The organism is Microbacterium canaveralium, assembly GCF_047238045.1.
Classification (GTDB): Bacteria; Actinomycetota; Actinomycetes; order Actinomycetales; family Microbacteriaceae; genus Microbacterium.
On the sequence record NZ_JBDFMA010000003.1, the window covers coordinates 2,371,872 to 2,383,490 of the forward strand.

The following is an 11,619-nucleotide window of genomic DNA, read 5'->3' on the forward strand; positions in this document are numbered from 1 at the left end:
CGGACGAATCGGGCCGAGGGTCAGTAGTCGCCGGTCGCGGAGCGGTCGGCGAGGATGTCACGGCTCGATGACAGGCCGAGACGGGTCGCACCCGCGGCGATCATGTCTTCGGCCGCGGCGCGGGTGCGGATGCCCCCGGATGCCTTGACTTCGGCGCGGTCACCGACCGTGCGCTTCATGAGCTCGACAGCGTGGACGCTGGCTCCGCCCGCGGGGTGGAACCCGGTCGACGTCTTCACGAAGTCGGCACCCGCGGCGACGGCGGCCTCGCAGACCGCGACGATCGCCTCATCGGTGAGCGCGGCGGACTCGATGATCACCTTGAGCACGGTCGGGGCGGGCACGGCGGTGCGGACGGCACGGATCTCCGCCTCGACGACCTCGTAGCGGCCCTCGATCGCGGCTCCGATGTCGATGACCATGTCGATCTCGTCAGCGCCCTGCGCGACCGACAGCGCCGCCTCTGCCGCCTTGACCTCGGCGTGGTGCTTACCGCTGGGGAAGCCGCAGACCACGGCGACTTTCAGCCCCTCGGGCACCTCGACGGGAAGGAACGACGGCGACAAACACACGCTGTAGGTGCCGAGTTCGGCAGCCTCGGCGATGGTGCGCTCGACGTCGGCTCGCGTCGCCTCTGGCTTGAGCAGGGTGTGGTCGATGTAGGTGGCCAGGTCGGGGGTGGTCATGGTGCTCCTTCGGGCGGGGACATCGACAAGCCTACGTTCCGCCACCGGCCGATCGCTCGTCTGCGCCGGGCCACTTGGGCTGGCGTCAGCCGCAGCGGAGCCCGTTCTCGGGGACCGTTCCGTCGACGAGGTAGGAATCGACGGCGTCGGTGACGCACGCGTTGCCCTTGTTGTATCCCAAGTGCCCCTCGCCGACGTTCGTCACGAGGATGCCTTGGGCGAGCTGCGAGGCCAGACTCTGCGCACCGTCGTACGGCGTCGCGGGGTCGCCCGTCGTTCCAATCACCACGATGGGCGGTGATCCCGGTGCGGTGATCGGCTGGCGCACACCGGTGGGCGGCGCGGGCCACGAGGCGCAGGGGTCGCCGCCGCCGGCCCAGTACGGGGCGACGACGGGAGCTGCGGCGTCGAGCTTCGCCTGGAGCGCGGCGACGTCGGCATCCGTTCCCTCGTCGGGATAGTCCATGCAGTTGTACGCGACGAAGGCTTCCATCGTGTTGCCGTCGTAGCGATCCCCGAGGCGACCGGTGTAGAAGTCGGCAAGTTGGAAAGCGACGTCGGCACGCCCGTTGCTGACGTCGGTCAGGGCGGAGCGCAGGTACGCCCAGCTTTCTTCGCTGTAGAGCGCCGCGGTGATCGCGGTCATCAGGGTGTCGCCACCGAGCTGGCGCCCATCGGACGCGGTGATCGGTCGCGCGTCGACGCGGGCCAGGAGGGCTGACAGGTCGGACATGGCGTCGTCGACGCTTCCCGCGAAGGGGCACTCGCTGGTGCGGAGACAGTCCGCCATGAAGGCGCGAAGCGATTGCTCGAAGCCGACGGCCTGACGCAACGACGTGTCGGAACCCGACACGCTCGGGTCGATGCCGCCGTCGAGCACCATCCGGCCGACACGTTCCGGGAACAGGCCGGCGTAGGTGGCACCGAGGAACGTACCGTACGAGAACCCGAGGTAGTTGAGCTTGGGGTCGCCGAGGACGGCACGGAGTACGTCCATGTCGCGAGCGGAGTTGTCGGTGGTGATGTAGGGCAGGATGCCGTCGCTGCGGTCTTCGCAGGCCTTGGCGAAGTCCGCGGCGCGCTTGTCGAGGGCCGCTTGGCGCTCTTCGCTCCCTCGCGCCCCGGGCGGGATGTCGTAGAGGTAGGCGTCGAGCTGCGGCGGGTCGTAACAGGTGACCGCGGTGGACTCGCCGACTCCTCGCGGATCGAAACCGATGACGTCGTAGGCCTGGGTGAGCTTGTCGTCGACGAGGATCGACAGCGCTTGCTTCATGAGAGAGACGCCGGCTGCTCCGGGGCCGCCCGGGTTGGTCAGGAGCGAACCGATCGGCTGTCCGGAGGAGGCGCGGTGGCGGACGACCGCGAGGTCGAGATCACCCACACTCGGGTCGCTGTAGTCGCGGGGAACCGTGACCGTGGTGCAATCGAGCCCGGTCCCGCACTCCTGCCAGTCCAGGGTCTGCCCGTAGTACGGCAGGAGTTCGGCGGACACTCCGTCGGTCTGCGGTGCGAGGGATGCCCCGCCCCCGGGCGCCATGGGCGGGATCTGAGCGTAGAGGCATCCGGAGAGCGCCACGGCGAGCGCCGCGACACCGGCTACGGCCGTGGCGAGTCGGCGACGGAGGCTCACGGCGCGGATCCGTTCGCGACGGTGATCAACAGGCTCTCGAGCGCCAGGAGCGGAGCGGCGTTCTGCTCGAGGTTACGGCGGGTGTCGGTGATGCGGTCGAGGACGCCGAGGGTGCGGGCGGGTGTCCATTCCGCGGCGAGGGAGCGGAGGTCGTCGATCCTTTCCTCGTTGACGAGGTCGCCGTCGCGCCCGTACTGCAGCATGACGACGTCGCGGAAGAGCGACTGGAGGTCGGTGAGGACGCGATCGATGCCGTCGCGGAGGCTCCGGGTGGCCCGGCGCTTCTGGTCGTCTTCGAGGGCGTTCAGCTGGCCCCGCACGCTCGGCGGCACCGCGGCACCCTCGGCGACCCCGAGGGTGCGCAGCAGCGAGCGGCGCTCCTCTTCGTCGCGGGTCGCGGTCAGGGCCTTGGCGTCGTCGGTGGCGAGGCGCACGATCTGCCCGGCGACGTCGACGGCGTCGCTGATGCCGCGGACGGCGAGGACGGCGGACAGCGTCTCGGCGCGACGGGCGCGGGCGTCGTCGTCGGTCGCGAGGCGCTGCGCCATTCCGATGTGGCGCTGGGCATGACGAGCCGACTCTTCCGCGACGTCGGCGGTGACGCCGGTGCGTTCGACGATGAGGGAGGCGACGTCGGCGACGGACGGCTCGCGCAGGCGCAGGACGCGGACCCGGGAGCGGATGGTGGGCAGCAGGTCGGCGTCGCTCGGCGCGCACAGGACCCAGACGGTCTGCTCCGGCGGCTCTTCGAGGGCCTTGAGCAGCACGTTCGACGTGCGCTCGGCCATGCGGTCGGCATCTTCGACGACGATCACGCGGTGGCGCCCGAGCGACGGCGCGAACGAGGCGCGTTCGACGAGTCGGCGTGCTTCGTCGATGCGGATGACGACCTGCTCGGTGCGCAGAGCCGTGAGATCGGGGTGGGTGCGTGCGAGCACCTGCCGCTGGGCGACCTCGTCGCCGGGGTCGGCGATGAGCGCAGCCGCGAAGGCGTAGGCGAGGGTCGACCGGCCCGATCCGGGGGGCCCGGTGATGAGCCACGCGTGGGCGAGTGCGGAAGGGTCGTCGGCGGCGGCACGAAGCGTCTCGACGGCCTCGGTCTGCCCCCACACGGCGTCCCACGGGAAGGGCGCCCCGACGGTTCGCGCGGGGGATTCCACAGCGGCCGACATGGGTTCCACCCTAATCGCGGCTGCCGACACGACCGCTGCTGATCGGCTGAGGGTCGGCGAGCGAGGGCGTCATGAGAGACGGGATGCCACGGCCGCACGCACCTTCTCGGCCAACGCGGGCGGTGGCTCGGTGGCATCCAGGACGAGGAAACGCTCGGGCTCGGCGGCGGCCAGGGCGAGGAACGCGGCGCGGACGCGTTCGTGGAACTCGGCCTTCTCCGCCTCGAGGCGGTCGAAGGGCTTGTCGTCCGCGTCCAGCCGCGCTCGCGCCGACGCGGGGTCGAGGTCGAGGAGAACGGTCAGGTCGGGAAGCAGTCCGCCGGTGGCCCAGAGCGACAGCTCCCGCACGTCGTCGGCATCGAGCACGCGGCCGGCTCCCTGGTACGCGACGGAGGAGTCGAGGTAGCGGTCCTGGATGACGACGTCGCCTCGCGCGATCGCGGGCTGGACCACCGTCTCGATGTGGTGCGCGCGGTCGGCCGCGTACAGCAGCGCCTCCGCACGCGGGGCGATGTGTCCGCGGTGGTGCAGGACGATGTCGCGGATGCGGACGCCGACGTCGGTGCCGCCGGGTTCGCGCGTCCGCACGACCTCACGACCTTGGGTGCGGAGCCACTCCTCGAGCAGCACGGCCTGGGTGGTCTTGCCCGCGCCGTCACCGCCTTCGAAGGTGAGGAACAGCCCCGGTCCCCCGGCTGCCGCCGCACGCGGGGCGTGCGGCGGCCGAGAGGGTTCGGTCGTCACGACTTCTTCGCCGGGGCCTTGCGCGTGGTCGTCGTCTTCTTCGCCGCGGCACGCTTGGGGGCGGGACCCTTCGCGCGCTTGTCGGCGATGAGTTCGACGGCCCGCTCGAAAGTGATGGCCATCGCGTCCTCTCCGCGCGGCACCGTGGCGTTCGTCTCGCCGTCCGTGACGTACGGGCCGAAACGGCCGTCCTTGAGCTTGATCGGCTTGCCGCTGACGGGGTCGGCCTCGAACTCCTTGAGGGCGCTCGATGCGCGCCGGGCGCCGTACTTGGGCTCGGCGTACTTGGCGAGGGCGTCTTCGAGGGTGATGTCGAAGATCTGGGCCTCGGAGTCGAGCGACCTCGAGTCGGTGCCCTTCTTCAGGTACGGGCCGAAGCGACCGTTCTGGGCGGTGATCTCTTCGCCCGAGGTCGGGTCGGCACCCACGACGCGCGGGAGCGACAGCAGCTGCAGCGCGGTGTCGAGGTCGATCGTGTCGACGGACATCGAGCGGAAGAGCGAGGCCGTGCGGGGCTTGGGGGCAGCCTCTTTCTTGGCTCCGCGCTTCTTCGGGGCCTCGACGACCTCACCGGTGGCCTGGTCGACCTCTTCGGGCTCCTCGGCGTCGACCTCTTGAACGTAGGGGCCGAACCGACCGTCCTTGACGACGACGAGCTTGCCGTTCTCCGGGTTCTCACCGAGAACGCGGTCGCCCGCGATGGGCGCGTCGATGAGCTCCTGCGCCTTCTCAGGCGTGAGCTCGTCGGGCGCGAGGTCTTCGGGGATGTTGACGATGCGCGGCTTGGCATCCTCGGGCGCACCGGGCTGGACGACCTCGAGGTAGGGGCCGTACTTGCCGAAGCGGAGGGTCGCAGTGTCGGTGATACGCGTCGAGTTCAGCTCGCGCGCGTCGATCTCGCCGAGATTCTCGACGATGTGACGCAGCCCCACCTGCTTGTCGGATCCGAAGTAGAACGCCTTGAGCCACTCGGTGCGGCGCTGCTCACCGCGGGCGATGGCGTCGAGGTCGTCTTCGAGGGCGGCCGTGAAGTCGTAGTCGACGAGGTCGGCGAAGTGCTGTTCGAGCAGACGCACGACGCTGAAGGCGAGCCAGCTGGGCACGAGCGCCTGACCACGCTTGGTGACGTATCCGCGGTCGAGGATGACGCCGATGATGCTGGCGAAGGTCGAGGGACGACCGATGCCCTTCTCTTCGAGCGCCTTGACCAGGCTCGCCTCGGTGTAGCGCGGCTTCGGCGAGGTGCTGTGCCCCTTGGGCTCGACATCGCTGATGGCGAGCTCGTCGCCGACCGCCACGGCGGGGAGCGACTGGTCGGCGTCCTCGTCGTTGCGCTTCTCGTCGTTGCCCTCTTCGTACGCCTCGAGGAACCCCTTGAACGTGTACACGGTGCCCGACGCGGTGAACTCGGCGTGCTTCTCCCCCGCCTGGACGGCGAGGGTGACCGTGGTGGTCTCGTACTTGGCATCCGACATCTGGCTGGCGACGGTGCGCTTCCAGATGAGGTCGTACAGCTTCTGCTCGTCACGGTCGAGCGACGACGCCAGCGACGCGGGCGTGCGGAAGTGCTCACCCGAAGGGCGGATGGCCTCGTGCGCCTCCTGCGCGTTCTTGGAGTTGCTGCGGTAGACGCGGGGGTTGGCGGGCACGGCCTTGTCGCCGTACAGCGCCACCGCCTGCTCGCGCGCGGCCTTCACGGCCTGCGTCGACAGTGCGGTGGAGTCGGTACGCATATAGGTGATGAACCCCTTCTCGTAGAGACGCTGAGCGACGCCCATGGCGTGCTTGGCGCTCATCGAGAGTTTGCGTCCCGCCTCCTGCTGCATCGTGGAGGTGGTGAAGGGGGCACGGGGGCTGCGGGTTCCGGGCTTGGCCTCGACCTTGGCGACGGTGGCCTTGGCGGCGGCGACGATGTCGGCGGCGAGCGCGCGAGCCTGGGCCTCGTCGAGCACGACGACGGCCTTCTTGAGCTTTCCGTTGTCGTCGTAGTCGCCACCGCGGGCCAGCGGGGCGCCGTCGAGACGGTTCAGACGCGTCATGAACGACGAGCCGGACTTGGATGCCAGCGCCTCGACGTCCCAGTACGACGCCGAGACGAACGCCATGCGCTCGCGCTCACGCTCGACGACCATGCGCGTGGCGGCGGACTGCACGCGGCCGGCGCTGAGCGCGGTGCCCTCACGGCCCGATCCGACCTTGCGCCACAGCACGGGCGAGACGTCCCACCCGTAGAGGCGGTCGAGGACGCGGCGGGTCTCCTGTGCGTCGACAAGGGACTCGTCGAGCTCGCGCGTGTGGTTGACGGCGTCTTGGATGGCGTCCTTGGTGATCTCGTGGAACACCATGCGGCGGACGGGAACCTTGGGCTTGAGGACCTCGCGCAGGTGCCACGCGATGGCTTCGCCTTCGCGGTCACCATCGGTTGCGAGCAGGACTTCGTCGGCGGACTTCAGGGCGCGCTTGAGCTCGGCGACCGTCTTGGTCTTGCGGTCGTTGACGACGTAGTACGGATCGAAGTCATTCTCGACGTCGATGGAGTACTTGCCGTAGGCCGCCTTCTTGTCGGCGGGGATCTCCTTCTTGGAAGCGAGGTCGCGGATGTGCCCGACCGAGCTGAGCACTTCGTAACCGTCGCCGAGGTATCCCTGGATCGACTTCATCTTCGTCGGGGACTCGACGATGACGAGCTTCTTGCCGTTAGCCACTGGGGTCCTTTCTTCGTTGCACACCATACACACGCCTCCCTGGTCGGGATCCGGGAGGTCATACGCGGTCGAGACATCGGGTGGTCCGGCCTTCGCGCGTGCAGCGAACGGAATCCCACCGTACGCGCTGCCGACGGTGACCGTGGCGACGAGGCCGTCGACATCGCATTCGTTCAGGTTCGCGTCACCCGCCCGCGTCACCGCTTCCGCTGCCTCGCACGGCACCCCCGGTACAGCGCCGCTCACGGTGTCGGCCGCGGCGAGGGCAGCGGCATCCGCGATCCCGGAGAGTCGCTGCGCCTGCGCGGCGGCGCCCGCTACGACGGCCAGACCGAGGGAGGCCACGGCGATGGCCGCGACCACCCCCATCGCGCTCGCAGAACCCGCCACTATCCGCCCCCGTCGAGCGCGCACGAACGAGCGGAGAGCGGACCCAATGCCAGAGGGAGCGGAATCGCTGCCGAGGCCTCGACACACACCAGCGTTTCGCCCCGGTCGACCGAGACCGTTGCGCCGATGCTCGTCACGACGGCTCGCGCGCCGGCCTCGTCACCACGACCGAACAGCCGCGCCGACTCGGCCGCCGCGTGCTGCAGCCGCACCTCCGTCGCCCCCGCGGCGAGCGCACCGAGGCCGAGCGCGAGCACCACGACGATCGCGGGCAGAGCAACGGCGAACTCCGCCGTCACGGACCCGCGATCATCGAGTGTCATCGGTTTCACTGCACCGTGAGCGCACGGCGGATCAGATCGGTCAGGATGCCGCGCACCTCGTCCGACCTCATGATGACCACGAGGAGGCCCGCGAACGCGACCGCCGCAACCGTCGCGGGATCAAAGCGGATATGGGCCGCCCCGCTAGGCTCGGCGCGTGACGCCTTCGCCTACACCCGAGCCGCTCGTGATCGAAGGGCCGATGACGCTCGGCTCGCTGCCCGAATGGGTCGCCGCGGGGATCGCCTTGCTCGCCCTCATCGGCGCGGCGGTGTCGCTCTACTTCTCAGCGCGCGCCGCGCGCCTGTCGGCAGAGGCTAACAATCTGACGGCGAGCGCGTACCGCGATGACGTGAAGGTGCGGACGGAAGCTCAAGCTCGCCGCGTGTGGTCGACGCTGGACGGCGTCTACACGATCACGAAGGGTCTGGACGTCTATCCGCCCGACAACTTCCGTGCGTTCGGTGGCGAGGTCGGCATCGAGCCGAATGTGATGGAGGGCGTCAATTGGGGTTGGAAGGCGACCGCGGATCAGACACAGATCCAACTCACCGTGCACAACCAGAGCGACGAAGTCGTCGGCCCGATTCGCGCCTACGTGTGCGACCGGCAGACGCTGACCCTGATCGACCGAACGGTCATCGGCTTCGACGAGCCTCTTCTCCCCGGCCAAACGGCGAAGATGTGCGTCGTGCATCGACTCGAAGAGCACCGCGGCTTCTGGCCGGTGATCGAGTATCGCGATGCGGCGGGGGTCTGGTGGCGTCGCCGGCACTACGAGCCGATCGAGCAGCTAGGCACGAACGACCCGCGCGGCTGGACGCAAGCCGCCCCGGTCACCGAAGAGGACTCAGGCGCCGCGCGAATGCCGTGAGCGGCTTCTCGATCGCCAGCGACCGCGCGAGATGCGGACGGTCGAGCTCGGGAACGTGGCGCATCGCTTCGATGAGAGCGAGGGCGACGTCGATCTCATCGCTGTCGCGCATCTGACGGGTGAGTGCGACGTGCTCGCTCTCCCGGCGCGTGAGCGTCGCCTCGGCCCGATCGTAGGCGCGTAGGGCCGCGGCATATTCGACGCCGTCACCGGCCGCGGCACAAGCCGCTACGCGGGCGTCAGCCTTCGCGAGCTCGCTCTCGGCGGCGTCTATCCGACGCTCACGCTCGGCGGCGCGCGCTTCTTCAAGCCGGGCCGCTCGCTTCGTCGCATATGCGCGAGCTCGCGCCCCGATCGTCGCGGCGTTGAGCCGGTGACCGAGCCCGCCACGCTCGACGGGCATCGCGGAGAGCTCGCTCGCTTCGGCTCTGCGCTCGTCGGCGTGCAGATGCGCCCACCGCTCTTCGATGAGCACGCGGGCGACGATTGCGTCTCGCTCGGTCATGGCTTCTCCAATCGGGACCGCCCCGCCGAGCGGGATGCAGGGCGGGGCGGTCGGTGAGGGCTACGTCACGTGACGACGCGGGTGACTACTTCCGTCGTGTCGAAGGTCGGCGGCTTCGCGACGATGCTGATGTTCTGAGCGCCGTTGAGATCCGTCGCCCCGGGGACGATCGTCTTCTTCGCGTCGAGCGCGACCTTCGCGAGATCGACGAGATGCACCGGGAGGGCGATCGTCGTCTTGACTTCCTGGGTGGGCATGGTGCTTCCTTTCGTTGGTTCGGGGGTCTATTCGCCGCGGCCGTAGATCGGGAGCCCGCTATGCACCTTGCGGTGCTGTCGGGCGATCTCGACGGCGCGAGCATGATCCATGAAGGGGCCGAGCGCGAAGCCGCACGTGCAGACGACGAGCGACCCCGTCTCGGGCGAGTGGTCGACCTTGCACGCGGCGGCGTTCATGCCGTGTTGCCCATCCGGCCACCGTCGCGAACCCACACGGTCTTCCGAGAGCCGCCGAGCCCGACGATGTTCGTGTTGTAGACGTCGGGCAGGGTGACGGCGCCGTTGACGGTCGCACCGCCGCCGACCGAGAGTCCGCCGCCGGTCGAGAGCGACGCCGCGGCGAGCGCACCGTTGACGGTGAGCGAGCCGGTGATCGAGACGTTGCCCGCGAAGGCTGCGGCGATCGCGGCGCTGACGCGCGAGTTGATCTCGGCCGTGATCTGAGCATTCGTCCACCGGCTCGCGTTGTACTCGTCTAACTGTTCCTGGATGTTGTCGACGAGCGCCGAGAGCTTCGCGACGGTGCGGAAGGCTTGAGTGCCCGACGGCGATTCAAGCCCGTCGAGCCGGCGCTTAATGCCGTCGAGCTCGCTCGCGATAGCGCGAAGCTCATCGACCGGCGTCCGCGGATCGGTCACCGCTCTCACCCCGCTCTCGTGCGATGCCGGCGACCAGCTTCGAGCGGATCGACGTCAGTGTCGTCTCAATTCGAGCGAGGCACGCTTCCATCTCTTCGGGCGTCGCGATGTGCGGCACGTTGGCGACGGTGCTCACGACGACCGCCCCAGAAGGTGCGCCGCGGCGGCTTCGCTTGCCGTCTGCGGCTCGCGACCACCGCCCATATTGTCGCCCTCGCGCTCGCCGGCGACGCTCTGCCGCTTGTAGGCGGTGCGGGCCGGGCTTCCCGTGATTGTGCCGGCGCGATACTTCGCGTTGAGCTCGCGCATCTCTTCCATGTCGTCGTCGGAGAGGTCGTCGTCGGAGAGCACGAGCTCGCGGAGCCGTGCATACTCGCCGGTCGCCGGCCGCTGCGAGCCGGGCCGCTCGTCGCCCGCCGCGTTACCCATGAGGAAGGCCGCGGCCTTCTCGCTTGCCGTCGTCATCATCGGTTCCTATCTGTCGGTTCGGGGGTCGGTCGGTTGCGGCGCTGACGCGCCTTCCATGCGTCGATGAGCTCGTCGAGCTCGGCGCTCTCTTCGTCGGTGAGGGTGTCGGCGAGGATCAGGTCGCGGATGCGAGCGCGAAGCGTCTCGGTGTCGCTCTCGACGCTCCACCGCTGCCACGCGGCGATGCGCTTGCGGAAGTCCTCGCGGGCCGGCCACTTCGCATCGAGATACCGGAGACAGGCGTTCAGCCAATCCGGCTCGCTGCCGTAGTCGCGCCGGCGCGGTCGCTTGAGACTCATCACTTCACCCCCGCTTCGGTGACGATCCGGTCGAGCAGATCGACCATGCGGTCAAGCAGCCGAACCGTCTCGGTGTAGACGTAGGCGGTCTGCGGCGGGATCGTCACGTCGGGAGCTGCGAAGTCGCGCTCGATCGAGTCAGTCATCGTCGGCGCCCATCTCGAAGGCGACCGGCTCGGCCAGGGCGGCGGGCACGGGCGCGGGTGCCGTCTCCGCGGCGCCCTGCGCCTCGCTGAGCGACTTTCGCGCCCGCTTCGGCTTCTCACCCGTGGAGCCCTTGAGCGCGGCCTTGATCTCGTCGAGCTCGTCGGCGGCGTTGCGGAGAGCTTCTTCGAGCCCTTCGATCGCCGGGTTGATGTCGAAGGTATAGCCGTAGGCCTTGTGCTGAATCGCGATCGGCGCGGACGGGTCGACGGCGAGCCGGGTGAGCATGCCGGCGACGCCGACGGACGCGTAGAGAGCTTCGCGTGCTTCGCGGGCGGTGTCGAGTGCGAGGGCGAGCGTTGCGAGCGCCGTCGACGCGTCGGCGACGGCGTGCTTCGCCCACGCGGCACGCTCGTCGAGCACGGCCTCGCGGATTGCACCGACCTGTCGCTGTTCGAAGAGCGTCCGCGCGTTCCACTCGGCGAAGGCGCGCTTCTCGTGCGCCTCGGCCCGGCGGATGAGCTCGTCAGGGTCGCCGAGCTCGGCGTCGGGGTCCGCGTCCAGGATCGCGGCCGTCTTGAGACGCGCGAGCTCGGCGGCTTCGTGACGGAGCCGGCTCGCTTCCTGAGCGTCGCGGCCGGCGGCCTCGGCGCGGCGCGCGGCCTTCACACCTCGCTCGATCGCCTTCCGGGTCTTCGGTACGGGAATGCGCTCGGGGTCGGGGACAACGATGGTGACGCCGGCGATGTGGGTGTTGAGCATG

Annotated in this window: 15 protein-coding genes and 1 pseudogene; 1 reads left to right on the forward strand and 15 read right to left on the reverse strand. The window is 69.4% G+C overall.

Translation table 11 applies throughout. From position 1 onward, the window contains the following. Positions 1-20: 20 nt before the first annotated feature. The 7 genes and pseudogenes from deoC to ABC271_RS12325 form a co-directional block, all read right to left on the reverse strand. On the reverse strand, positions 21-686 hold the full coding sequence (gene deoC / locus ABC271_RS12295; protein WP_412925133.1) for a deoxyribose-phosphate aldolase: 666 nt from the start codon (positions 684-686) through the stop codon (positions 21-23). An 85-nt stretch (positions 687-771) separates the two neighbouring features. Further along, the gene (locus tag ABC271_RS12300) at positions 772-2,316 is read right to left on the reverse strand and encodes an alpha/beta hydrolase (protein ID WP_412925134.1); all 1,545 of its coding nucleotides are present in this window, start codon (positions 2,314-2,316) and stop codon (positions 772-774) included. Further along, entirely contained in the window at positions 2,313-3,488 is a 1,176-nt protein-coding gene (locus ABC271_RS12305; protein WP_412925135.1) for a DNA polymerase III subunit delta', read from the reverse strand. The genes ABC271_RS12300 and ABC271_RS12305 overlap by 4 nt, the downstream gene beginning before the upstream one ends. A gap of 69 nt (positions 3,489-3,557) precedes the next feature. Further along, positions 3,558-4,232 (reverse strand): dTMP kinase, encoded by a 675-nt coding sequence (gene tmk, locus ABC271_RS12310; RefSeq protein WP_412925136.1) that lies wholly within the window; start codon positions 4,230-4,232, stop codon positions 3,558-3,560. Beyond that, the gene (topA, locus tag ABC271_RS12315; RefSeq protein WP_412926158.1) at positions 4,229-6,937 is read right to left on the reverse strand and encodes a type I DNA topoisomerase; all 2,709 of its coding nucleotides are present in this window, start codon (positions 6,935-6,937) and stop codon (positions 4,229-4,231) included. The genes tmk and topA overlap by 4 nt, the downstream gene beginning before the upstream one ends. A 389-nt stretch (positions 6,938-7,326) precedes the next feature. Next, positions 7,327-7,650 carry a TadE family type IV pilus minor pilin gene (locus ABC271_RS12320; protein ID WP_412925137.1) on the reverse strand — a complete coding sequence of 108 codons (324 nt, stop codon included), beginning with the start codon at positions 7,648-7,650 and terminating at the stop codon, positions 7,327-7,329. 5 nt (positions 7,651-7,655) lie between these two features. Continuing rightward, a pseudogene (locus ABC271_RS12325) lies at positions 7,656-7,802 on the reverse strand (DUF4244 domain-containing protein); the annotation flags it as partial. Positions 7,803-7,897: 95 nt separating this feature from the next. Between ABC271_RS12325 and ABC271_RS12330 the strand changes: the two are divergent. Continuing rightward, on the forward strand, positions 7,898-8,524 hold the full coding sequence (locus ABC271_RS12330; RefSeq protein WP_412925138.1) for a hypothetical protein: 627 nt from the start codon (positions 7,898-7,900) through the stop codon (positions 8,522-8,524). Here ABC271_RS12330 and ABC271_RS12335 read toward each other — a convergent pair. The 8 genes from ABC271_RS12335 to ABC271_RS12370 form a co-directional block, all read right to left on the reverse strand. Then, positions 8,487-9,029: a hypothetical protein gene (locus tag ABC271_RS12335; protein ID WP_412925139.1), complete on the reverse strand. Its 543-nt coding sequence runs from the start codon at positions 9,027-9,029 to the stop codon at positions 8,487-8,489. The two genes, ABC271_RS12330 and ABC271_RS12335, sit on opposite strands and share 38 nt — an antisense overlap. Before the next feature lie 65 nt (positions 9,030-9,094). After that, on the reverse strand, positions 9,095-9,286 hold the full coding sequence (locus tag ABC271_RS12340) for a hypothetical protein (RefSeq protein ID WP_412925140.1): 192 nt from the start codon (positions 9,284-9,286) through the stop codon (positions 9,095-9,097). A 27-nt stretch (positions 9,287-9,313) separates the two neighbouring features. Then, positions 9,314-9,484, reverse strand: coding sequence for a hypothetical protein (locus ABC271_RS12345; RefSeq protein ID WP_412925141.1), 171 nt, complete (start codon positions 9,482-9,484; stop codon positions 9,314-9,316). Then, on the reverse strand, positions 9,481-9,945 hold the full coding sequence (locus ABC271_RS12350) for a hypothetical protein (RefSeq protein WP_412925142.1): 465 nt from the start codon (positions 9,943-9,945) through the stop codon (positions 9,481-9,483). The genes ABC271_RS12345 and ABC271_RS12350 overlap by 4 nt, the downstream gene beginning before the upstream one ends. A 132-nt stretch (positions 9,946-10,077) precedes the next feature. Continuing rightward, positions 10,078-10,410 carry a hypothetical protein gene (locus ABC271_RS12355; protein ID WP_412925143.1) on the reverse strand — a complete coding sequence of 111 codons (333 nt, stop codon included), beginning with the start codon at positions 10,408-10,410 and terminating at the stop codon, positions 10,078-10,080. Further along, positions 10,410-10,712: a hypothetical protein gene (locus ABC271_RS12360; RefSeq protein WP_412925144.1), complete on the reverse strand. Its 303-nt coding sequence runs from the start codon at positions 10,710-10,712 to the stop codon at positions 10,410-10,412. The genes ABC271_RS12355 and ABC271_RS12360 overlap by 1 nt, the downstream gene beginning before the upstream one ends. Further along, the gene (locus tag ABC271_RS12365; protein ID WP_412925145.1) at positions 10,712-10,858 is read right to left on the reverse strand and encodes a hypothetical protein; all 147 of its coding nucleotides are present in this window, start codon (positions 10,856-10,858) and stop codon (positions 10,712-10,714) included. Before ABC271_RS12365 ends, ABC271_RS12360 begins: the two co-directional genes overlap by 1 nt. Then, positions 10,851-11,618 (reverse strand): hypothetical protein, encoded by a 768-nt coding sequence (locus ABC271_RS12370; RefSeq protein ID WP_412925146.1) that lies wholly within the window; start codon positions 11,616-11,618, stop codon positions 10,851-10,853. Before ABC271_RS12370 ends, ABC271_RS12365 begins: the two co-directional genes overlap by 8 nt. Between the last annotated feature and the right edge of the window lies 1 nt (position 11,619).